The organism is Bacillus sp. SIMBA_026, assembly GCF_046535335.1.
Lineage (GTDB): Bacteria > Bacillota > Bacilli > Bacillales > Bacillaceae > Bacillus > Bacillus velezensis.
The window spans coordinates 878,887-905,735 of the sequence record NZ_JAWRWX010000001.1 but is presented as its reverse complement, the minus strand read 5'-3'; the positions used below and the strand labels follow the sequence as shown (position 1 = coordinate 905,735).

The window sequence follows — 26,849 nt, the reverse complement described above, 5'->3', positions numbered from 1 at the left end:
GCCGTCCCCTCCTTAACTCAATTGTTGTACATGTCTTGTTACTTTAGGCTGATAGCTTCGCAGTTTTTGCATCGCCGAGCCGTGATGTTCAGGGTATACTTCTATCATTTCTTCCGGTTTTTCCTCCGGCTCTTCCGCCTGTTTCATCATGACGAACTGATTCAACGGGCCGCCGAGCAATCGTTCAAGCGCCGCCATTGCTTCCGGCGCTTCAATTGATCCGACTCCCGCCTGTTTCATCCGTTCTTGATAGTCGGCAGATGATACGATTCCGACACTGCCCCAGTAGCTCCAATTCATCACTGCCGCCGAATACGGCCGCGTTTTAGCCAAATGAGCGGCAAAGGCATCTTTGAAACTGCATCCGGCAGCATAATTGCTTTGTCCGGCCGCTCGTGCAAATGATTGAACAGATGAGAAGAACAAAGCAAAGTCCAGCGGCTCATTTCGGAACACGCGGGCCATATTCACGCTGACATTGACTTTCGCAGCGAGCACGCTTTTAAAACGGCTTTCCGGCATATTTGCCAGGCTCTGATCCTCTAAAACAATTGCGGAATGGATGATTCCGTTAATTTGCGGGTGCGTGCGTTTGATCGTTTCATACGCCCGTGTGAGCTCATTCGGATTTGCCGCGTCAGCTTCAATATAAATCGGCGCCGGGCCGAATTGGCTGAGTCTGTCAATTTTTTCCTGAATAGCGCTGTTATGTTTTCGTCTGCCGATCCAAACGACTCGCGCCTGATATGTTTTCACGGCATATTCGCTCCATGCCTCGCCGATGCCCCCCGCGCCGCCGATGACGACATAAACGCCGCCTTTTTGGTAAGCGGGCCGGCTTGAAACCGGCTGCTGTACAGGAATAAGGCGCTGTTTGTACCAGTGATTGTTCCGGTACGCCCATGTATTGCCTTGCTCATCAAACGGCGCTGAGAACAGCTCCGCCTTTGAAACATCTTCCGGACATCCGGCATCAATCAGCCTTGTTTGCCAGTTCGGATACTCTTTTGCGAGCGAGCCGACCAAACCGTGAATGCCTGCATGAGCCGGATCAATAATGTCCGCCGGCTGTACGGACTGTGTTTTTATTGTGACTGCAGTCAAGCTGATTCGCTTGCCTCCATATCCTAAAGCAAGCATTGCCTTAATCACTCTGTACATCTGGATGACGCCCGCATCCTGAGCTTTCACCATGTCATCAGCGCTGTGAAAAGGAGCGATCCATACGATATGCCCGAAAGACCCTATTGCTTTCAGTTCAGCTGCAACAGCCTCTATTTCATCCTCCGGGTTGATATGAAGCCGTTTCGCAGAAGGATGATGTAATTGAAAAGCTACGCTTTCCTCATCCCCCGCGATAAAGACAACCTCTTCCGTCTTATATGCCGGGCTTTGATCACGGAATTCCGCGAGATCCCACACCGGAGCCAGAAGGTTTGCTCCATTCAATGATGTTTCCGGCGCGGGGCCTTCCATCATTCTGGAAGAAATCCCTTTAATTCTGACACAGACCCGGCCTGTCTCATCGCATAAGTCAATGTCCATACGCTGTATTTTTTCATCCGTTCCCCGGGAGCTGACATACGCCCACATGCTTGTCGTGCACGGGCTGAAAATGTCCAGTTCTTCAAGGGCGAACGGCAGTGACAGCTGGTTATCATCTGCGTGCAGCTTCAGTCCGATTGTCGCTTGCAAAGCTGAATCAAGCATACACGGGTGAAGAACGTATTGATCTGCCGTTTCTTCGAGGAAAGAAGGCAGCCGGAGCTCAGCTAATGCTTGATTGCTTCCGATATGAATCTGCTGAATTCCTTGTTGTCCTGGACCGTAGTCAATGCCGATTTTGCTGAATAAGCCGTAACACTGTTCAGAAGTCAGTATACTGAGGCCGCATTGAGCTTTCAGTGCGCCTATATCACGGTGCGGAGCCTCCCCGGCGCTGAGAATGCCGGCAGCCCCCTGACAGTGTATCCGCCTGCCGCTTGCTTCTGTTTGTGAGTCCGTGTAAATGTCATACATGATTTCACCGTCTTCCCTCGGAATCAGGCTGATCTGCGCTTCAATCTGGCGGTTTCCCGCTTCGATCGGCCGAACCCAAACGATGTTTTTCAGGCGGGTGACAGACGGACGTTCCTTTTGCCCTTTGACTGCCTGAGCAACCGCCGCCCTAGCCATTTCCAAGTAGGCAACGCCTGGCATAACCGGCTTGCCTTTAATAAGATGATCGGTGAAAATCGTCTCTTGTCCCGTAAATTCGGATCGGTACCGCTGCTCTGTTAAATCTGATACATTTTCGTGAAGCAGCGGGTGCAGTACCCGCGACGTCGGCACAGCTTGCGGTTTCTCTGCTTTCGGCCGGTTGTCCGTGATCCAGTACCGCTCTTTCGCAAACGGGTAAGCAGGAAGACTCATCCGTTGGGGCTTGATATCAGAATATAAGCCGTCCCATTTGATATCCGCGCCCTGCACCCATAATTCCGCAAGCTTGTCATTCTCTCGGCGGCTTATCAGCTCTTCGATATCCGCTTCGCCGTTTGCGCCTGCCAGAATGGATTTCAGGGAGGTTTTACCCGCTTTTCCTTTATAAATGCCCGCTATATCATAACGTCCTTTCGCACAGCTCTTTAGCTTGTCCCGAAGTTCTTCGGCCGAGGAAGCGATAATGGCCGCTCTTTCTTCCATCGCATCACGTCCCTGCTGAAGCGTGTAAGCAACATCGGCAAGATCCGCATCCGTAAAAGAAGCTTGCGCCAGCTGCTGCGCCTGTTCCTGCAGACGCTCTTCCTCTTTGGCCGACAGCACAAAGATTTGAGAGTGTGTGAAAACAGCTGTTTTTCTTTCTACCTTCGGGATATATTCTTCAATGACGACATGGGCGTTTACGCCGCCGATGCCGAAAGAACTGATTCCCGCACGGCGCGGCAGATGATTGCCGTTTTCGTCTTTCAATGCCGTCCATTCTCTTTTTTCCTGTACGATGTAAAACGGACTGTCTTTCAGCTTGATATACGGGTTGATGACCTCGCTGTGGAGGCTTTTTGCAAGTGTTTTATGCTTCATCTGCATCAGCACTTTGATCACACCCGCGACACCGGCTGCCAGTGACAGGTGGCCGATATTGGTTTTAGCCGAACCCAGACCGCAGTGACTCGCGTAAACGGCGGAATCGCCTGTTTTTTCGTACAGCTTTTGAAAGGCGGATTTCAGGCCGTTGATTTCGACCGGATCGCCAAGCTCCGTTCCGGTTCCGTGCGCTTCTATATAGGTGACGGTTCTCGGATCAATGCCTGCTTTGTCATAAGCCGTTCTGACGACTTCCGCCTGGGCTTTCGGGTTCGGTGTCGTCAAGGAGTTCGCGCGTCCGCCGTGGTTGACCGCGCTGCCTTTAATGACGCCGTAAATATGATCGCCCGCTTTTTCCGCTTCTGAAAGCTTTTTCAAAAACAGAATTCCGGCACCTTCACTGACGGCAAATCCGTCCGCCCTGTCGGAGAATGTTTTACATTTCCCTTCTTTGCTCAGCGCCCCCGCTTTGTCATAAGCGATGTGGCCTTGCGGAGTGACGACGGTATTCACGCCGCCGGCGATCGCCATATCGCAGTTCCCGTTTTCAATGGCGCATACGGCGTGATGAATCGCGACCAGCGAGCTGGAACAAGCCGTGTCGATCGGTTCACTCGGCCCGTGCAGATTGAGCATATAGCTGACACGGTTCGGCCCCGCTGACGGACTCATATTTGCGGCTGACGCACCGCCGATATCAAGGTCGGAAAAGAGTGAGCCGTATCCGGTATTCCCCGTGCCGATATACAGGCCTGTTTTCGTGCCGGAAAGGCTTTTAGCGGAATATCCCGCATCTTCTATCGCTTTCCACGCATACATCATTAACAAGCGCTGCTGGGGATCCATCTGTTCGGCTTCCAGCGGTGAAATTCCGAAGAACAGCGGATCAAAATCCGCAACTCCGTCAATAAACCCGCCCCACTTTACATTTGTTTTATTGGCTTCATTAAGCGGGTCACCGTAATACTCCCGCCAGTCCCAGCGATCCGCCGGCACCTCTGTTATACAGTCTTTTCCTTCTTCTAAGTTGCGCCAATACTCATCAATATTTGCGGCCTTCGGAAACACCCCGCTCATGCCGACAATGGCGATCGGTTCCGGTTTATGTTCAGCTGCAGTCTGAACAGGCTGTACGGCAGTTTTTACAAATCGTTTGTTCCCTGCCAGTCTGATGCCGCCATCATCTGTCACACCGCTTTGTTTTTCTTCTTTCGGCTGTGTGCTGCCGGTAAATTGTGTTTGATAGTCTTCTGCTAAATGATGCGCCAAGGCTTGAATCGTCGCATATTCAAAAAATACGGTCGGTGTCAGATCAAGCTGATAAGTGTCATTCAGCTTGTTGGCGAATTCCGTCAGCGTAATGGAATCAAATCCGTATTGATTGAACTCCAATTCGATATCGATTTCTTCAATGTTTATTTTCAGAAGCCCGGAAACCTCTTTTGCCAGCAATTCCTGAAGTTTTGCCGTCAGGTCTTTCGGCGCAGGCGTTTCCTCCGTTTTCTTAACCGGTGCAAAAGCGGCTGCAGGAGTCTTTTGAAGCAGCTTTTCCCGCATTACGGCGCCGTTTCCTTCCATGACGAGCACGCTTGTTTTCCCCGTGCTCCATGCTTTGTAAAGAGCTTCTATTCCGGTTTCAGTGCGCATCGGCGTTACGCCGGTTCTTTTTTCGGTGAGCTTCGCCATTTCTTCATTGACTTGCATTCCGCCGTCTTTCCAAAGCGGCCAATTGATTGACAATGTGTGACCGTGGCGGTACATTGCGGTAACCAGTGCGTTGCGGTATGCCGCATAGCTGTCCATAAATGCGTTTGCCGCCGCATAATCCGCCTGTCCCGCATTCCCGGTGACGCCGGAAATGGATGAGAAAACGATGAAAAAGTCCAGCGCTAAATGCTCGGTTGCTTCATCAAGGTTGACAAATCCGTCCGTTTTAGGAGCCAATACACTGTAAAACTCTTCGGTTGTTTTCTTTGCGATATACTGATCTTTCATCACACCCGCGCTATGAATGATGCCGTGAAGGCCGCCATATTCCGTTTCAATTGTTTTGACCAGGTCTGCCGCAGTTTGAGCGTTTGTTACGTCAGCCTGCTTGTATTCCGCTTTTGCTCCGAGTGATTCAAGCGATTGCAGCTGCATCCGCTGATTCTCGCTTAAAGCGGAACGGCCTGTCAAAACCAGTGTCGGCTCTTTGACTTTGCGGGCGATTTCTTTCGCGAAAATAAAGCCTAAGCCCCCGGCTCCTCCGGTAATGAGATAAATGCCTCCGTCGTTCCACGGAATGCGTATTTTGCCGCCGGACACGGCCGTTTCTTTGACATCTGCGCTGTATAGGATGCCGTTTTCATATTTGATATGGCTGTCATCAGCCCGTGTTTTATTTTCTCTGATGATGTCTGTGATTCTGCCGTTTTCCGCCGGTTCTATTTCAATCAGCTGGGTTTTCAGTTTTTTATGTTCCAGGCCGGCTGTTTTTAACAGAGCTGAAATGCCTGAGAGCAGCTGATGCTTATCTGTTTTAGAGAGAACCGTCTGGATAAGGACGTCTCCATCCGTCTCTTCCTTCAGCAGTTTTTGCAGCGTATCCAATATCCGTCCTGTATAATCACGGAAGCGCGCCGCCGCTTTCCCGTGTTGGGAAGTCATTTCAACACATTCAGCTCCCGCGGCTTCAACGGCTTGTTTTAATCCGGCGTCTGTGTCACAAAGTATTACGATATGCCGGGCAAAAACCGGTTCCGTTTGAACAGCAGTTTCATCGCTTCGGGTCCATACCGGCTCAAGCATGAGCGTTCCCGGAGCTTTTTCTTTTTTCTCAGGTTCTTTTTCAGCCATTCTGAATGACAAACCTTTCAGCCTTACGCACACCTTGCCGTTTTCATCACAAATATCAAGATCGCGTTTTTCAATCTGGCCGGCTTTGTGGTCTTCAGAAAGTCTGGCGTAAACCCACATCTCGGCAGCGCATGCGCTGAATACTTCAAGCTCCTGAACCGCAAACGGAAGCATCAGTTTTTCATCATTTGTTCCGGTTAATATGCTTGATGCCTGCAATGCAGAGTCCATTAAACCCGGATGCATGACATACTCCTGTACCGTGTCCGCACAAGCCGCATCAAGTGACAGTCTGCCCAATACGAAATCATCACCTGTATAAATCGCTTTGACACCCCGGAAAGCCGGGCCGTAATCAAAACCGATTTTGCGGTACATATCGTACACTTCATCTGCAGAAAACGGTGTCTCGGCGGATTGTGAACTCAGCTTTTGGAGATCAATGACCGGAGCCTCGGCGTCAGGGCGGACTGATACTGCCCCTTGGCTGTAAACGGACGGCTGATCTGTTTCCTGACCGCTGTAAATGTCAAATTGAACGTCATTTGCCGTTTCAGGAATGAGACGGATGTTGACATGAACCGGCTCGTCTTCAATGGTGATCGGCCGCACCCAAACCGTATTCTTAAGCTTGACGCTTCCTTGTCCGGCCGGAACTTCAGATGCCTGTTCCATTGCTGCGCGCGCCATTTCAAGATGTGCCACTCCCGGTAAAATCGGCACGCCTTTTACAACATGGTCCGCAAGGTAAAATTCTTCTCCTGTATAGATTGAGCTGAACCGCTGTTCTGCAAGGTTTGAAGTATTTCTGTGCAGAAGCGGATGAAGCGCGTCTTGTTTTCCGGCAGACACAGTGCTTGTTTTTTCGTGTTTTCCGGTGCTTTTTGCCGCCCAATAGCGGTCTTTTGCAAAAGGATACGACGGCAGGCTCATGCGTTTAGGCGGCCGGTCTCCATACAGCTTCGCCCAATCGACGTTCAGCCCTTTGACCCATAATTCAAGCAGCTTCGCGTATTTGCCGCGTGCCATCCATTTTTCAACGGCTTCTTGAATTTCTTCATCTTCCGTCAGCATTTGCAGGGTGCCTTTGTCTATTCTTCCTCTGTACAAATCCGCATGCTTATCTCCAGTGATAAACTGTGACAGTTTTTCCTGCAGTTCTTCTGCGGATCCGGCAATAACCGCCAGGCGTTCTTCCATGGCGTCCCTTCCGATTTGGAGGGTATACGCCATAGAAACGAGGCTGCATTGATCGTACCGCTTTTCTGTAAGCGCACGTTTCAGCTGTTTTGCCTGCTCTTTCAGGCGTTTTTCATTTTTGGCGGACAGAACGAAAAGACATGGGTCGATATGAGAATCATCTGCTTCCTCTCTGTCTTCTGGGATGTATTCTTCGATGACGACGTGGGCATTTACGCCTCCGATGCCGAATGAGCTGATCCCCGCGCGGCGCGGCTGTTCGTTTCCGCGTTCGTCCGTCTGCGTCTTCCATTCCATCGTCTCCCGCACCAGATAAAACGGGCTGTTTTCAAGCTGAATGTACGGATTTACCGTCTCACAGTGGAGACTTTTTACTAATGTCCGATGCTTCATCTGCAGCAAAATTTTAATAATGCCCGCTGCTCCCGCGGCAAGGGATAAATGGCCGATATTCGTTTTAACCGACCCTAAACCGCAATAGCCGGCCGCTTTCTCTTTTCCGTCTGCAAACGAGCTGAACGCTTGTTTCAGGCCGTTAATTTCAACAGGATCTCCCAGTTCTGTTCCGGTGCCGTGCGCTTCGATGTAAGAGACTGTTTTCGGATCAATGCCCGCTTTTTTGTATGCGGCTTTAATGACTTCCGCCTGTTGTTTCGGGTTAGGCGTTGTTAAAGATGCCGCGCGGCCGCCGTGATTCACCGCGCTTCCTTTAATGACGCCGTAAATATGGTCCCCATCCGCCTCAGCGGCTTTCAGCTTTTTGAGGAAAAAGAGCCCTGCTCCTTCACCATGGGCAAAACCGTCAGCCTGATCAGAGAACGTTTTGCATCTTCCTTCTTTACTCAGCGCGCCCGCTTTGTCAAAACTGATATACACATCCGGAAGAACAATCGTATTGATTCCTCCCGCCAAAGCCATGTCGCACGTCCCTTCTTCAATTGAAGAAACGGCATGGTGTATGGCAACGAGCGAGCTTGAGCAGGCGGTATCAATCGGCTCGCTCGGCCCGTGCAGATTGAGCGTATAGCTGACACGGTTCGGTCCGACAGACGGACTTGTATTCGCCGCGGATGACCCTTCAATCTCCGCATCGGCATTGGCTAGAAGAGAACCGTAGCCGGTATTTCCGGTCCCGATAAACACACCTGTTTTTGTGCCTGAGAGACTCTTTGACGCATATCCGGCATCTTCTATCGCTTTCCACGCGTGCGTCAGCAAGAGGCGCTGCTGAGGGTCCATTTGCTGCGCTTCCCGGGGTGAAATTCCGAAAAATAACGGATCAAATTCAGCAATTCCGTCAATAAACCCGCCTTGGTTGACGTTTGTTTTATTGGCTTCTTTTGCGGGATCCCCGTAATAGTCCCGCCAGTCCCAGCGGTCTTTCGGAATCTCGGTCATGCAGTCTTTGCCTTCTTTCAGGTTCTTCCAGAAAGATTCAATGTCTTCTGCCATCGGGAAAATCCCGCTGATGCCTACGATTGCGATCGGTTCCGGCCCTTGGTCCCGCTGCACTGTCTGCGGAAGTGCCTCAGGCAGAGTGCGGCGTCGCTTAACGGCCGGGCGCGTGATTTGAGTCTCTTTTACCGGTCTTGCCGATTGAACCGTTTTTGTATTTACCGCAAACCGTCCGGCAAATTCCTCTTCGTATTCACTGATTAAATGAACGGCGAATTCATGGATGGTCGGATGATCAAAGAAAATCGTCGGCGTTAACGTAAGCCGGTACGTTTTGTTTAACTGGTTCGTAAACTCAGTCATCGAGATAGAATCCAGCCCGTATTTTGTCATTTCTTCATGAGGATCAATTTTGTCAATGTTTACTTTTAACAGTGAGGCCGTCTGCTGTTTTAACAAATGCTTCACTTTTTCAAGCAGGCTGTCAGTATCAATGTCATGACGTACGCCGGTCTCTGCTTCCGGATGATCATTCTCTTTGCGGAACAGTTTTGCTTTCATGTGTTTCACATCTCCTTCAAGAACCGTCATCCGGGCTGTCCCGCTCATCAAGCCTTGATATAAAGCCTTGATGCCGGCATCTGTGCCGAGCGGTGCGATTCCCGCCTCCTGCATCAGCATATCTTCCGTCTGCTTTCCTGCCTGCATTCCGCCTTCTTTCCATAACGGCCAGCTGACAGAAAGCGTCTTTCCGTATCTTTGTCCTGCGGCTTGTAAAGAACGGCGGTACTCGGCATACATCTCCATAAAGACATTTGCAGACGCATAATCAGCCTGGCCGACGCTTCCAAGCACACCTGATAAGGATGAAAAGACAATAAAGACATCTAATTTCTCATGTTGTGACGCTTCATCAAGATACACAAGGCCCTTCACTTTCGGAGCGAGAACGTGTTGGAATTCCTCTGCCGTCTTCTTCACCATGTAGTTGTCTTTTATAATGCCGGCACTGTGAACAATCCCGTCCAGCTTGCCGTGCCGTTTGCGTATATTGCGGATCAATCGGTATACTTCTGCTTCGTCCGTGACATCGGTCTGCTCGTAGAAAACAGAAGCGCCGGCAGCACGTACTGTTTCCAGCATGTCTTTCTGCTTTTCTCTGAGAACGGATCGGCCGGTTAGTATGATGACGGCGTCTTTTGTACGGTTTGCGATCTCTTTTGCAAAGATCAGACCTAAACCTCCGGCACCTCCTGTAATGAGATAAACGCCTTCGTCTTTCCACGGAATGTCCGGCTCCGCTTGAGAAATATCCATCTCTCCCCAATCAGCGGCAAAGCGCTTGCCGTTTTCATATTTCACATGGACGCTTTTTGCATGCATACGGTTTTCGGACGCTTTTTCCGCTATGCCTTCAGCACTTTCTTTCTCTTCGGCTTCGATCATTTGACAGATCAGCTTGGAATGTTCAAGGCATGCGGTTTTGAAGAGGCCGGTAATGCCTGAGAACACCTGCTGTAAGCCTGCTGACCGCGTAATAGCTTGAAATAGAACGCGGCCCTTCGGCTTGCTTTTCATTATGGTTTTGATATGGTCAAACAGCTGGCCCGCATAAGAATGATACCGCTCTGCAATAGATGCGGGACGATCGTCCAAGATAATGACGCTTGCATGTTCAAGCTTTGCTTCGACAGCTTGTTTTACAGCTTCATCGTACTCACAAAGGAAAATGATATGCTCTTCATACGGTGGCTCGTGGTCCGCCGGTTCCGGCTGCTCTTTCCAGACCGGTTCAGCGAGCAATATGTCCGTACGGCTGCCGGAAACGCCGGCACCCGCGTTTTCTTCCATGATCCGCGTTGAGAATCCTCTCATCCGCACACAAAGCCCGCCGTTATTGTCATATAGATCAATATCGGCTTTTTGGATAGGATCGCCGGCTTTATTGTTCGCACTGAATGTGACGTGCACCCACATATCATCAGCGCACGGATTCAGAACGTCCAGCTCCTCTAAAGCAAACGGCAATGCGGCTTTGAATGGTTCCCCGCTGTCTGCAAGCAGCGCTCTCGTCACGTTTTGCAAATATTCGGCGGCCTGAAGCGCACCGTCCATCATACTCGGATGAAGGATATAATCAGCTTTTGTATGAGAGACGGATTCAGGAAGCTTCAATTTAGCAAGCAGCCGGTCTTCGCCTTTGTATACAAGCTGCACCCCTTTGTATCCGGGCCCGTAATCAGCACCGATCATTCCTTTGTAAAACGCTTGAGATTCGATTGTTCCCTGTGTGCACCGGCGCTTCAGCTGCTCAATATCCGCCGCTTCCGCCGCTTCCGCCGGTTCCTTCCGGATGATTTCAGCGATGCCCTGATTATAAAGAGGAGCTTCTTCACCGATAGAATCGTTACCCCCGTACATTCTGTATTGAATCTGTCCGTCCTCTTCTTCATAAAGTCCGATATGGACACGGACAGCCTCCTGATCGACTACCACCGGGCGGACCCATACAATATTCTTTAAGCGCAGGCCCAGAGAATCCTCTGTTGCCCCGCCGATGCTTTTCTCCGCCGCGGCCCGTGCCATCTCAAGGGTAACGGCAGCCGGCACGATCGCCATTCCTTTAATGATATGCTCGGCAATAAAATACTCTTTTCCCGTGAATTCCGAACTGAACCGCTGCTCCTGCAAGACGGATGTATTCTGATGTACCAGCGGATGCAAAAGTTTGGTATCCGTTTGCTTCACCGTTTCTTCCGGCCAGAAGCGCTCCTCTGCGAACGGGTAGGTCGGCGCACTGATTCTTTGCGGCGCGGAATCCTGATACAATAAGCCCCAATCGACACGCGCTCCTTCAACCCAGAGTGCCGCCAGTGCTTTCAGCTTTTCATCCCGTGTCTGACATGCCGCAAGCTCTTCCATCTCCTGAGCTGACACTTCTCTGCTTCTCACTTTTTCGCCCCGTAAGATATTTTGGTCATTGCCATTGATGAAATCCTGCAGCTGACGCTTCAAATCGTGACGATCATGACTGATAAAAACGGCTCTCTCTTCCATCGCTTCACGTCCGGTCTGATACGTAAATGCCAGATCATGCAAGGAAACATCGTTTTCGGCTTCATCCATAAAGCCGGATAAACAGGATGCATAGGCAGTAAGACGCTGCTTATTTATCGCGGACAGCGGAACGATATAAGGCGGCTGTCCGTCATTTGATCCGCTGATCGTTTTGTTTTCATACTGTTCAAAAATGGCATGTGCGTTTGTTCCTCCGAGTCCGAATGAGCTTAACGCTGCGCGGTGCGGCGTCTCTCTCTCCGGAAGCGGTTTTCTCTTATCCGCCACATAAAACGGCGAACCGCTGAATTTGATATTCGGATTCGGTGACGTGTAATTAATGGTAGGCGCCAGCTCCCGATGATATAAACTCATGGCGACTTTGATGCACCCGGCCAGACCTGCTGCTGTATCCAAATGTCCGATATTCGTTTTTACGGAGCCGATCCCGCAATACTGCTCCCGGTCCGTGTAACGTTTATACACTTGCTGCAGCGCGGACATTTCAATCGGATCACCCAATGTCGTTCCTGTGCCGTGCGCTTCGATATAGGAAATCGTCTCCGGGTGAATATTCGTGCTGTCTAAAACATGCTGGATGACGTCAGTCTGACCTTTTACACTCGGTGCGTAAAAACCGACTTTATCCGCTCCGTCATTGTTCAGACCGATGCCTCTGAGCATGGCGTATATGTGATCTCCGTCCTGAACGGCTTGTGACGCCTTTTTCAGCAGAATGACAGCCGCTCCTTCTCCGCCCGCCATACCGTCGGCTGAAGCGTCAAATGCCTTGACATGCCCGTCGCTTGAAAAATTCAATCCGTTTTGGTGCACATAGCCGATGCCGGTCGCTGCATGCAGAGTTGCTCCGCCGACGAGCGCGTATTCCGATTCTCCGCTCGTTATGCTTTTGTAGGCTGAATAAAGACCGACTAATGATGATGAGCAATTGGAATGAACGAAATAGCTTGGCCCTTTTAATCCGAGCTTATGGGAAACCATCGTCGGAATCGTGCCGCTCTGCGCTAACACCCATGACACATAGCCGTCGGGAGATTCATGGCCTTCTGTCGTTTTTTCCGGCAAAAGCGACCGATACGAATTATTGCTTGCCGACATATATACGCTTGTCTTCGGAATCTCTTTCGATACATATCCCGCGTCCTCGACGGCTTTCCAAGAATGAAGCAGCAGAAGCCGAAGCTGAGGATCCATAAATTCTGCGTCTTTCGGAGAAATGTGAAAGAACTCAGGGTCAAAGAGATCTTTTCCTTCTATCGTCGATAATGCCGGCACATAGTCGGGATTTTCGATCAAATCTTCAGGCACGCCGGCTTCCCGAAGTTCTTCTTCCGAGTAGAACCGGACGCTTTCCTTTCCTTCTCTTAACTGCTTCCAAAACTCATGATGATTTTTCGCGCCGGGAAACTGGCAGGAAATCCCCACTATCGCCACACTGTCATCAAAATAAGACGGCACCCCGTTTTGCGGTATTTGTTCTATTTCTCTCTCATCTTGGCCGGGCGCCTCTGATTCAGCCGCCTGTTTTGTTTCAACAATAAATCGGCTGATCGCCTGAATGGTAGAGTGTTCGAATAAATCCGTGACGGTAAAATCGCATTCCAGCTCCTGTTTAATGCGTTCCGCTGCCGCAACAGCCAGAAGCGAGTCGCCTCCCACATCGAAAAAGCCGTCTTCGATTTTGATGCCCGCCGTATTCAGCAGGTCTTCCCATATTGCGGTCACTTTCGCTTCCGCTTCTGATAACGGCAGTCTTCCCGTCTTTTCAGACCGGTGAACGATTACCTTGCGCTGTTTTAGGTCTTTGCGGTTCACTTTTCCGCTCGGTGTTAACGGCAGCGCATCCAGGCGGATAAAATGGGCAGGCGCCATATAATCCGGCAGGCTTGATAAAAGATGGTTGCGGAGCGCTTTTTCATCTGCCGTATGACCGGAGCGGGCCGTATAATAAGCAATCAGCTTTTTATGTCCGTTCTTTTCCTGAACAACAACCGCCTGGTCAAGGATATCCGGATGTTCGCTCAATTTCGTTTCAATTGCTCCCAATTCGATGCGGAAGCCGCGAATTTTCACCTGACTGTCAATCCGGCCGGCATATTCTATATTTCCGTCAGGCAGCCATCTGGCCAAATCACCTGTCTTGTAAAGTTTTTCTCCTTCACTAAACGGATTATCAATAAATGATGCCGCCGTCAGCTCAGGCTGATTGTAATAGCCTCTGGCCAGACCGGCGCCGGCCACGCAAAGCTCCCCGGCTACACCGTCAGGGACGGGGCTGAGCTTTTCATCGACGATATAAAGCCGCGTATTGTGAATCGGTTTCCCGATCGGCGTATTCCTGCTTGTGATTTCCTTTTGGCCGCAGCTGTAGTAAGCGGCATAAATGGATGTTTCCGTCGGGCCGTATATGTTTTCAATTCTGGCATGTTTGAAGATGGAAACTGACTTTTTGACTAAATCTTTCGGAAACGCCTCACCGGCCACCATCACATACTTCACAGGGCCGTCTTCTGTAAATGCCGTATGCCGCTTTACCGTTTCCAGAAATACATTAAACACGGCGGGCGCAAAATTCAGATGCGTGACCTGGTGGGTTTGGATATGTTCCATGCAAAGCTGCGGATTTTTTTCTGCACCAGGCGGCAAAATGACTAGCCGTCCGTTTCCGATAAACCAGCCGAATAATTCAGAAATCGAAACGTCAAATACGTAATTCGTTTTTAACAGATAGGCATCCTCTTGTGCGACCGGATACTCAGCTTCCAAAAACTGCAGCGTATTCATGATGGCCCTGTGCTCAACCATGACGCCTTTCGGTTTTCCCGTGCTTCCGGACGTATATAGAATATAAGCGAGATGATGCGGTTTTGAACGCGGCGTCAGTTTTGCTCCGCTGACAGAACGTCCGCTGTTTTCAATTTCCACCGTGCTCACACCGCCGATGGCCAACTGTTCAATCATGCCGCGCGTCTTTTCCTGCGTTAATACGATTGACACGCCGCTGTCAGTCAACACGTGGGCCATCCGTTCATTTGGAAAAGCCGGGTCCAGCGGCACATACGCGCCTCCCGCTTTTAAAATGGCGAGGATGCCGATGACCATCTCAAAAGAACGCTCCGTACAAATGCCGACCGGGCATTCCGGTGTGACGCCCTTTTCTTGCAGGTACACAGCGAGCGCCGTGCTTCGTTCATCTAATTCGCGATATGTAAGGCTGTTTTCACCGAATGTGACGGCTTCTCTGTCAGGGTGGCGTCCAGCTTTTTCCGCAAACACTTCATGAATGCAGCGCTCATTCGGCTGATCGGATGAACGGCTTTCATCCCGTTTTTGATTGAGCAGGCCGGAACAGGCTTCAAAAGCGATCTCCGGATCAGAAAGCACCTTCTCCGCCAGTTTCATATAATGCTCTGCCATTCGTTCGATGAAAGAAGGGCTGTAGACATCCGGGTTGTACAGAAATTGCAGGACGGTTCCCGTTTCTTTTTTATAGACTTCAAGCGCAAGCTCAAATTCGCCTTCCTGATGAATGTCTTCTATCATTTCAATGCCGAGTGATTGATATAGTTCCGCCAGCTTTTCCGCTCCTTCCGTCCGGAAGAAGTTTTGATAGAAAAACGCGGTTTGAAAAACAGGCGACACCGCAGGCGAGCGTTCCGTCTTCAATTCTTTGACAAGCGCGGGAAACGGATACGCGGCATGGTCCAGCCCTTCTGCCAGTGTCAGCTGCAGCTCCTTCAAAAACGACGTAAAAGATTTGGCGCCCGTCTCCCTGCTTCTGACCGCGATCATATTAATAAAGTATCCGATGACAGACTCAAATTGAGCCTCAGAACGCCCCATCGTCGGCATGCCGACGATGACATCTTCCTGATTCGTATATTGATAGAGCAGTCCTTTGAAAATAGCGAGATACACAACGGATTCATTGACATTATGTTTTTGGGCGCACACTTTAATCTGCCGGTTCAGTTCATCAGGAAGCAAGCGCTGATACGCCTGCCCTTTGCAAGTTTGAACCGATGATCTCGGATAATCCGACGGAAGCTCAAGCACCGGCAGCGGTCCTTCCAGCTGCTTTTTCCAATAAGAGAGATGCCTTTTTCCCGCTTCGCTTTCCAGCAGCTCTTTTTCCCATTTCACAAAGTCATGATAATCTGCGGCCTGCTGAAGCATGACAGGTTCTTTGCCTTCACTTGCTTTTACATAAGCGTCCAGCAGCGCCGACATAAACGTCATAAGAGAGACGCCGTCAAAAATGATATGGTGAATGGTGATTAACACAATCGACTCCCGCTTCGCCCGCCGGAATACTTGAACACGCAGGAGCGGCCCGGTTTCAAGCGAGAACGGTTCTTTTGCTTTTTCTTTAATAAACGTAAGCGCATCACGCCCGCTTAAGTCAGAAAGATCCATTTCTTCAATCGGAAGATGCCGATCCGTATCTTCTATCTGATACGGAAGGCCGTTTTCCTCTTTTATCACACTGGTCAAAATAGGGTGCTGGCGCTGCACGGACAAAAGAGCGTTTTTGAATGTCTCGATATCCAGCTTTTGAAAACGAAAGCATAACGGAATGTTATATGCGCTCATCTCCGGAAACATTTTCTGAAGCATCCACAAACCTTTCTGGCCTTCAGAAAGCGGACGTTTTGCAGTTGTCCGCTTAGAAGCCTGAAGCTTTTGTTCTACTTCAGCGATGGTGAGCGTTCCTGATCTGTAGGCATCGAGAAGTTCTTTATGATTCATAGGTCTTACTCCCTTCTATGATGTCTTGCACTCTTTTAAAATCTAATGTCCCCTCAGAGACCTGTTTCATCATGGCGATGATCTCCTGATCCGTATACTCCTTGTTATCCGGAGCGGCGGCTTCTGTTTCGGTTTCTTCCGTTCGGTAAAACGTTTCGATCGTTTCTTTATGTTCTGTCAGGTAATAGCTCATGACGTCTCCGAGCGTGGCATAGCTGTAAAATAACGCCGGAGTGACTTCAATACCGTAATGACTCGTCAAAAGAGCGGCAAATTTGGCTAAATAGATGGAATCAAATCCGAATTCCGCCCAGTTTTTATGCAGAACGAGTTTATCTTTGGATATTTTCAGCAGACTGTGTATCTGCTCTTTCAAATCCGCTTCGAGCCGTTTTTCCGTGCTTTCTTCCGGGATGCGGCGGCTCACGGTTTCCAAAAGCGCATCCGGTTTTGATGAATCGTCCCGCTGTATGCCTAAAAATCGTTCAGCACGGCTTCTTTTGCCGGCAATGATAAGGCACTGGGTGTTGTCTTGAGAAATGATGCGCTCAAAAAGCTCAATGCCTTCATCTGTTTCTAACAGGCGCTGGCCGCTTGATTTCAGGTACATGCCCGTCGTCTCTTCACCGCCGACGGCCATTCCGCCGTTTTTCCAGACCGGCCAGTTTATGACAAAAGCGTTTCCGCTTTCTGATTGTTCGTTTTTATAGTGGGCATACGCCATTTGGAACCTGTTCGCGACCGCGTAATCACAGCAGCCGAAATCCCCTAAAACAGCCGATGTAGATGAAAAGTAGCAGATGAAATCCGGCGTTTCGTTTTTCAGCCACTCGTCAAGAAGCAGGCTTCCGTTTATTTTCGGTTCAAGCGTACTGCGGAAATTCCCGATTTCATTCTCAAAGACGGATGTTCTGCTTTCGATGCCTGCCGCATGAATGACGCCGTGAATGGCTCCGAATCGTTCTTTCGCGCGCTTGATGCAGTCGCCCATTCCGATCGGATCACAAACATCGGCTTCAGCGTAAAGAACACCCGCGCCGAGATTTTCCAGGTCTTTCATTTTTTCTTTCTTTTCTTCATTGATCGGCGACCGCCCCGTGAGAATGACATTTGCCTGGTAGTTCCGGGCGAGATGGCGGGCAAATAAGTAGCCGAGCCCTCCTAATCCGCCTGTAATGAGATATGTTCCGCCGGTTCTGATCCTGCTGTTTTCTTTCGTTAGTCCGGTTGGTTCGGTGTGATAGACATATCGTTTTCCCTCTTCCAAGAAAACGGTATGGTCTGTTTCAGCTGTCAGCTCGTCCCAAATGGTTCTCATCCACTCCGTTATGGCCGCACCGGCTTTTCTGAAGTGGCCGGTAACACTGGTTTTCGGGAGAACAATGCCGAGCGAACGCTCAAAGCCGATCCATGATTCCAAGTAGCACTTTTCCAGACCGGATGCATATTCCCCCGCCAATAACAGCCTTTCCGGCTGCAGACCGGTCTCAGCCATTGCTTTGAGAATATGGACGATACATGAATAATCTTCGATGCAGCTTTTATCTTCAAGCGCCCATAAATACAAAATGGCAGAAGCTTCACCGTACTCTTTTTGAATATCCGCAAAAGCGTTCACATATGATTGCGGATCTTCCCGCACCACTTGGCAGCGCCCGGCGGACAGAGCCTCATACCGGTCTCCCTGAGCGATAAAAATAACGTCAATGTCATTGTCATACGATTTGATCACAGAGATGGCTTCCTGCTGCTTCTTCTGATCAGATAAGAAAGAAATCACCGTTTTGACCTGCTTTTCTCCGGCAGCCGGCAGAGCCTGTTCTTTAAGAACTTCTCTAAAAGCCATTACTTCAAATTGTTCCGCCGGATCATTTTCATCAGCCGGCGACTTAACGGGCGCGGCCTTGCTTTGTACAGGCTGCTGATGCCAGAAGCGTTCTTTCGCAAACGGATAAGCGGGCAGGCTGATGCGGGCCGGAGGACGGTTTCCGTATAATTTCGCCCAATTGATGTCCAATCCTTTTACCCAAAGCTCAAGCAGCTTAGAATATTTCCGTTTACTGATCCAAGCGTCTATGATTGTTTCCATATCATCATCCGCCGAAAATACGGCAAGCATCCGTTTGTTTTCTTCCGTGCCGTCACGGTGCAGTCCGGCGCTGTTTTGTCCGGCGATAAATCCATTCAGTTTTTCCTCAAGTTCATGAAGTGAATGGACGATAAAACCGAGACGCTCTTCCATCGGCACCCGGCCCGTCTGGAGAGTAAAGGCTATGCTCATTAGATCGCTGCCGCTGTATCTTTTTTCACGGATGGCGTCTCTGAGCTGTATTGCTTTTTCAGTGAGCCGTTCGCTGTTTTTCGCAGACAGGACGATGATGGCGGGCTGATCTGCCGGCGTCTCATCAGGCTCTTTATCTGCCGTATATTCTTCTATGACGAGGTGGGCGTTTGCTCCTCCCGCGCCGAAGCTGCTTAACCCCGCCCTTCTCGGAAGCTCTCTGCCGCCGATGACGGGACGTTTCCACTCACCGAGCTCCTGCTGAACGGCAAACGGCGTATACCCGAAATCAATATTCGGATTCAGCTGTTCCGCGTGCAGGGACGGCGCAATTTGGCGGTCTTTGAGCTGGAATAGTATTTTTGTCAGACCCGCAATTCCCGCGGCGCTTTCACAATGACCGATATTTGATTTTGCGGAGCCGATGGCGCAAAACTGTTTGTCTGTTGTATCCTCTTCAAATGCTTTCGTTAATCCGGCGATTTCAATCGGGTCTCCTAATGCGGTGCCCGTACCGTGGGCTTCAATATAACTGACGGTGCGCGCCGGGACGTTTGCCCTTTGGAAAGCTTCTTTTATTAAGGCGGCCTGCGCATTCGGATTCGGAACGGTGTATCCGTTCGTTTTGCCTCCGCTGTTAATGGTGCTTCCTTTAATCACACCGTAAATGTGATCGTTATCGGCAATCGCTCGCTCTAACGGCTTTAACACGACCGCGCCTACCCCTTCTCCGTCTACAAAACCATCCGCGCGGTCTCCGAACGATTTGCACGTGTCGCCTGCGGAAAGCATGTTCATGACTGACAGATTCATATAATGGATCGGGTCGGTCACTATGTTTACGCCACCGGCAATCGCGCATTCGCTTGAACCGCTGTATATGCTCTCAAGCGCCAGATGAATGGCCGTCAAAGAAGAGGAGCAGGCTGTATCAACGGCAATGCTCGGCCCTTGGAAATCAAAAAGGTAAGATACCCTGTTGGCAATGGACCAATAGCCGTAGCCTGTCGGGTAGTTTTTGTTCATCGCGCCGGCAAAAACACCGATTTTTCTGCTTTGGCACAAGTTGTCAGGCGTATAGCCGGCATCCTCGATACTCGCATACGCCGTTTCTAAAAATAATCGCTCCTGCGGGTCCATTCGCTCTGCTTCCAAAGGAGAAATCTGAAAGAACAGCGGATCAAACTTGTCCATATCCTCAATGAAGCCGCCCCATTTCGTATAAATAGAGCCTTCTTTACCTTTCTCTTCATCGTAGTAATCCCGCCAGTTCCAGCGTTCCCGCGGAATTTCTTCTATGCAGTTTTTTCCTTTTTTAATATTAGCCCAAAGCTCAGCCGCTGTTTTTGCCTGCGGGTAGCGTCCTGAAACACCGATGATGGCCACGTCGCGAACCGAACTTTGCCGGACGGTCTCTTTGGCTGCCCGTTTTTCCCTCCGCCGCCAGTCAGTGCGAAGCGGCTTAGCCGGCTGTACAGCATGCGGTTCTGGTGATGCCTTCCGTTCTTCCTGAACAGGCGTTTGTCCCGTCAGTTTGATCATCGCGTCTTTTTTCGTTTTGATTAAGTGAGCGACGAGCGCCTCAATCGTCTGATATTCAAAAAATAAAGTGCTGCTGACTTGGTCCAATACATTTCGTAACGCGTTTGTCAGCTGTACGACGACGATAGAATCAATTCCGTATTTTTCAAGCGGCGCTTTCGGATCAATTTGAGCCGGCGGAATTTTTAATGTTTCTCCGATTAACGTTTTCAAGTACTCGGTGCTTTTTTCTGTTAAAGACGTGTCGCCTTTTTGCACCGTTGTTTGCGCCTGAAGTTCCGGCGCATGTACTGCTTTTGGCGGAGCGGTCCGTTTTCCGGTCTTTGTTTGAAGCGTTTTTTGGCGAACAATGCCGTTGCTTTTTGCCGCTATAATCTGATGGCTTAATTCATGTGCCGCTTCTGCCGGGAAGAAGACAGAATGCCAGCCTTCACTTTCTAACACGCGCTTCCAGCTTTCCGGATACAAGCCCGGGCACCCCGGGATACGAAGGGCGGAATCTTCATGCAGCCACCAGCCTTCAAGCAGTCCGAAAGTAATATGCGGGAACAGGCTGTTTCCCGCCATTTCATTTAAGAGCAGCAAACCGTTGTCTTTTAAAACGGCTTTGGCGTTTCTCAGCGTCTGGCGGATGTCTTTCGTCGCGTGGAGCACATTGGCCGCAACGACGATATCGTATGCGCCCGGCTCTATGTCCTGGCCGGCAAGCGGCGCTTCTGCGTTAAAAAGCTTATACGTCAGATAAGGATTCCGTTTGCCATATTCCGTCTCCGCATGCACGAGAAAAGCTTTCGATACATCGGTGTAACAGTATTCTTTTATATGGTTTTGATACGGCCTAAGCTTTTCAAATATGCCTGCGCTTGTGCCGCCTGTGCCCGCCCCGATTTCCAGTATGCGGATCTCGACTTTTGAATGTTTGCTGATGTTTTCTTTCACATATGCCGTTAATGTATCTGACAGGGCGCTGTTAAAGTAATCCGCGACTTGGTTGCGCTTATAAATTCCTTCAACAAGTTCCATTGAAGAATGCGGGAACATGATATCTGTCGCCGGCACGTCTTCGCGCAGAATGTCCGGCAGTGCTTTAAGCATCGTCTCGGCTAAAACAGTCATCGCTTTTGTATCGGCGTTGTTGAGCCATTCCTCTTTTTCCCGCTCCCATTTTTGCCATAGCGCGGCGGTTGTGTTTTCGGCCCGCGCCGACAGTTTATATGAATCCGCATTCCCTTCCAGATAGCCATGTTCCAGAAGGAAGGCGATCGTTTGCTTGAGCCATTTTTTAAAGTATTCATGCTCGGGCTCATACACTTTAAGGCTTTGCGGCGTCAGCAAGTCCGCTTCTTTAAGCTGGGCGATCAAAAGCTGATACAGAAAATCATCGAGCTCCTGATGTTCAGCCTCTCTTACAAGACGTGCGCCGGGCGGAGCGACCTTCGGCTGTTGTGAAAAGACAATCGGCTGAGGCGGATAAACAGAAATTTTTTCTGTTTCACTCATCCCTTCGACTGCGACCGGTTTGGTCGTATGAATGAAGGCCGCCTGATCAATCGGCAGCGTCATAAGAGTTTCAAGCGCCTCCATTGCAGCGTCCGGTTCGATCAATCCCAATCCGATCTGATCCATCAGCTGAATAAAATCGCCGTCTTCAGCTGCTTCGCTGTTGCCCCAATAGCCCCAATTCATCACTTTGACCGGACAATTCCATGTCTGATCAAGTTCTTTCGCAAATGCGTCACTGAAAGCGCATCCTGCGGCATAATGGCTTTGTTTCACGTTATGAATAAATGCCACAAGCGAGGAGAAGAAGAGCGCAAAGTCAAGCGGCTCCCGTCCGAATACCTCCGCCATGGACACACTTACATCGGCTTTTGCCCGCAGCACCGATTTGAACTCTTCTGTCTTCATATTATTTAAGCTTTGCTCAGACAGATCCATTGCCGAGTGGATGATTCCGTTCATTTTTGTGTGGCGCTCTTTTATGAACTGATAAGCCCTCTCTAAGGAAGCACTGTCAGCGGCATCGGCGGAAACATATTCAGGCGCCGGGCCGAATGCGCTGAGCCGGTCGAGTTTCGCCTGTATGGAATCATTCAGTGTGCTTCTTCCGATCCAAATGATGCGTGCTTTGTAGCGGCGGATCATGTATTCACTCCATGCCTCACCGAGATACCCGGCGCCTCCGATCACGGCATAAACCCCGCCTGTTTGGTACAGCGTGCCGTTTTTCGGCATATTGTCAAGCGGTATCAGCTGCCGCTCTAACAGCTGCTGATTGCGGTACGCCCAAATTTGACCGTTTTTCCCGGCAGAAAGACTGAGCGCCTCTTCGATCGGCCAGCTGCCGTCCGTTTCTGTGTCAATCATGCGGATATGCCAATGCGGATATTCTTTCGCCATTGTTCCGGCAAGTCCGCTGACTGCGGCTTGTGACGGATCGGCGCTGTCTTGATCCGAAAACGGCTGGGCATTTGCTGTGACGATGCACCAGTCCAAACGTTTTTCTCCGTACCCTAAGGCAAGTAATGCTTTCATCAGCTTGAACACATGAAGAACGTTCCTATCCTGTTCCTTGAGGCTGTCAGCACTCTCAGCCTGCGGAGCAAGCCAAATGATTTGCTCCAGTTCTTTTTGTCCTTCAAGCATGTGCGTAAGAGATGTGATATCATCCGTACCTCTGATCGGATAATATGAAGCGCTTGGCAGATGTTCTTTTATGCGCGTATGTCTCGAATCCGTTCCGCCGAATACTGCCGTCTGCTTATCCACCGCTGCTTCCCCGGCTTTTTCAAGCGCAACAGGCTCCCAAGCCGGAATCAGCATCGTATGGCCGACAGGCGCCTCCGCGGTTTCTCCGCCCGCTGTTTGGCCTGTGTCAAGCGCCCGGACGGACGCGCCTTTCATCCGGACATAAACCGTACCGGCATCATCACACATATCAATGTCAAATTTTCTTACGCTGTCATCTGCTTTGCTGCCTTCTGTGTACCGGATATATGACCAGATATGTTCAGGGCACGGTCCGAACACTTCCACTTCCTGCATCGCAAACGGCAAAGAAAGCTTGTGGCTGTCTGCATCGTCATGTATCGAACGGACAAGCAGACCGACGGATGCGTGAAAAGCGGCGTCCATCATACTCGGGTGAAGCGTATACTGTTCTTTTTTGTCATGTACGGCTGCTGGGAGTGAAATACGGGCCAATAATCGGTCTTCTCCGATCAGCAATTGCTGTACGCCCCTGTATGCCTCTCCGTAATCCAGACCGATCTTTTCAAAAGCTCCGTAACATTCTTCTGCAGTTACGGTTCCTAAATTGCAGGAAGCTTTGACAGACTCGATATCTATCTGGGCGCTTCCCGGTTCGGTAATGACCGCTTCACCCTGGCTGTGAATGACCGGATCTTCGCCGTTTTCTGCTTCACTGTATATTTCATAGGTAACCTCACCATCATCTTCCGGATAAAGGGCAATATGTATTTCCTTCGGTTTGTCTTCAATCATGACCGGCCGGACCCAAACGACCTGTCTGAGTGTGACGCTGTGGTCTTTTTCCGTCACGGCAGCGGCCTTTTTGACCGCCTCTGCGGCCATTTCCAAATAGGCGACGCCCGGCAGTATTTTTTGTCCGTTGACGACATGGTCAGATAGGAAAAATTCATCTCCCGTAAAAAGAGACGTGAAGCGCTGCTGCGAAAAATCTGACGTATTTTCTTGTAAAAGCGGGTGCAGCACTGTGCCTGAAAGGCTTTTCTCCTGTTTTTTCTGCTGCGGAATCCAATAGCGTTCTTTTGCAAATGGATAAGTCGGAACGCTAGTTTTACGCGGTTTATCTGAACCGTACAGCTTATTCCAATCTACTGTTTTCCCTTCTGCCCATAACGCCGCAAGCCGTTTCGGATCGTCCGTCTCAGGAGCGGCTTCGCTCAGTTCCGGCAGCTCAGCTTGTCCGCGCCAAAAACCGGAGATGTTTTCGTTTCCTTTTACAAAATCATTCAGCTTTTCTATCAAGTCGCGGGTGTCATTTACAAGGAAGACAGCTCTCTCCTCCATTGCTTCACGTCCTGTCTGAAGTGTATAAGCCAGTTCAGACAGCACCGTCTTTTCTGAAAGCGACCGGGCTAATTTTTCCGCATAGGCGAGAAGCCTGTCTTTATTTCTTGCTGACAGCGGGATGAGTTTTGCTGCATCGTTCTCAGGTACAGGCGCTTTTTGTTCAGGCTGAATGTATTCTTCTAAAATGATATGGGCGTTCGAACCTGATGCACCGAAGGAACTGAGTCCAGCCCGGCGCGGATAATGTGTGACTTTTCCGTTTTCTTCAGCTTCAGGCTGCTTCCACGGAGCAGTCTGCTGCTGTACGTAAAAAGGAGATCCCTCAAATTTCAGGTAAGGATTTAATTCCGCAGAATGCAGTGATTTGACAAGCGTTTTGTGATGAAGCTGCAGCGCTGCTTTTGTTAACCCGCTGATCCCCGCCGCTGATTCTGCGTGGCCGATATTTGATTTGACCGAACCGATGGAACAAAATTGCTTATCCTGCGTCCCTTGGCTGAACGCTTTTGACAGACCTTCAATTTCAATCGGGTCTCCTAACGAAGTACCCGTGCCATGGGCTTCCACATAACTGACGGTCCGCGGGCTGATACCTGCTTTTTTCAGACAGGCCTTAATGACTTCTGCCTGTGCAGCAGGACTCGGGACGGTAATTCCGCTTACTTTCCCGACGTGGTTAACGGCGCTTCCTTTAATGACCGCGTAAATGCGGTCGCCGTCTTGTTCGGCTTTTTCCAGCGGCTTGAGCAAGACCGCACCGACTCCTTCTCCGGAAACGTAGCCGTCCCCGCCCTCGCCGAATGTGCGGCAGCGGCCGTCACTTGAGTGCATGCCCACGCTTCCGTAGCTGAGATATTTCGCCGGGTGCAGCGACAAGTTCACCCCTCCCGCAAGCGCGGCTTCACATTCGCCGCGGCGGATGCTTTCAATGGCCAGATGAATGGCAGTCAATGATGAGGAACAAACGGTATCTACCGCGATGCTCGGCCCGTGGAAGTCACAAAAATAGGACACTCTGTTGGCGATCTGCGCATAATTCAGTGAAACCGGAAAAGGATCAGTTTCAGATAATTGTTCTGCGCCGATTAAGGAATAATCTTTATGCATCACCCCTGCAAATACGCCGATCGGATGCTGTTTCTCACCTTTATTCCCCAGCGTTTCAGGCGTATACCCCGCGTCTTCAATCGTTTCCCAGCATGTTTCTAAAAACAGGCGCTCCTGCGGGTCCATCGTTTCCGCCTCACGCGGTGAGATTCTGAAAAACTGCGGATCGAAGCAGTCGGCATCGTCAATGAAACCGCCCCATTTTGATACTGTTTTTCCTGACGGGGACGTTACGTTTTGATATGTTTGCCAATCCCATCGGGACTTCGGAACTTCAGTGATACAATCCGTGCCTGCCTTCAGGTTTTCCCAAAACTCCGCCACACTTTTCGCTTTCGGATAGCGGCCGGCCATTCCGATAATCGCGATGTCTCCGGTGTTTTTATGATGTTCTGGCGCGTCCGGTGCTTCAGCTTCAGACCGTGATGGTTCGGCTGCACGTTCCGCACATTCAAATGAAACGGTCTTTTTCAAAAAGGCTGCGAGTTCTTTTATATTTGTATATTCAAAGAGAAGAGTGGGCGCGAGGTCCGCACCCGTCTTTTTACTGATATCCTGTACAATCTCAAGCAAAGAAGATGAATCCAGCCCAAGCTCATAGTAGCCAGCTAGAACGTCCAGCGTCTCCCAAGGCTGACCAAGCTTATCAGCCAAAAGCTTCTTTAAAAACAGAATGATGTCTTTTTCATCTGTGCTTTCCGGCTCAGCTGCAGCCTGTTGATTCTGTTCGGCTGTATTCGCGTCTTCTTCGAGCCGAACCGCTTTTCCCGTAATGTTTTTAAGCTCCGCCACCTTTTGTCCGGATCGGCTGAAGTACTCGATCGTCATCGTTGTGAGTTCTTTTTCCTGACGGACGCCGGAAGCGGCGATACGCGCCGTGCACTCTGATTGCAGCCTGTCGGCGGCCGTGAACGATTCATAATATAAAGGCAGGTGAAGCCGGTTTGTTTCAGAAAGCAAACCGCTCGCCCCGATTCCGCTCGCATCCAAAAGGGCCGGATGGAATAAAAAGAAATCTTTTCCTTCTTCGCAAGAAAGCTCAGCCAGCATGCCGCCTTCTGTTTCGTACAATCGTCCGTTCGATTTCATCATGCCGGAATGAACCAAGTCATGATCCAGGCAGCGGTTATACATGTCATCAAGATTCAGAGATCTGCCTGACTGCTTTACATCGCCGAAATCAATGGTTTCGTCAAATGTGACAGCGTCTCTTTTCACCATTTCAGCCGTCGCATATTGTATATTGTCTGACAGCTCGTCACCTTGCTGTTTCTGCCCTGAAAGGGAGATGAGCCACTTTCCATCTCCGCTATCAGAACATTGAATGGTCAGAATGATTGCAGCCGTTTCAATGACGGTTAAAGGCTGATAAATCGTAACGTGCTTCAATTCGAGCTCATTGTATACATAACCGTGTTCCTGAAAAACCTGATAAATCAAATCGATATAAGCAAGACCGGGCAATACCGCTTCACCAAAGACCTTATGGCCCTTCATGATGGGATGATCCAGTGAGATATTGATTTTTTCCGATATCATT

General features: G+C 50.1%; 2 protein-coding genes. Both read right to left on the bottom strand.

The window, feature by feature from the left end; genetic code table 11:
- Positions 1-12: 12 nt before the first annotated feature.
- The gene (locus SB847_RS04295; RefSeq protein ID WP_410577356.1) at positions 13-16,323 is read right to left on the bottom strand and encodes a non-ribosomal peptide synthetase; all 16,311 of its coding nucleotides are present in this window, start codon (positions 16,321-16,323) and stop codon (positions 13-15) included.
- Positions 16,313-26,848, bottom strand: coding sequence for a type I polyketide synthase (locus tag SB847_RS04290; RefSeq protein WP_410577354.1), 10,536 nt, complete (start codon positions 26,846-26,848; stop codon positions 16,313-16,315). The genes SB847_RS04295 and SB847_RS04290 overlap by 11 nt, the downstream gene beginning before the upstream one ends.
- Between the last annotated feature and the right edge of the window lies 1 nt (position 26,849).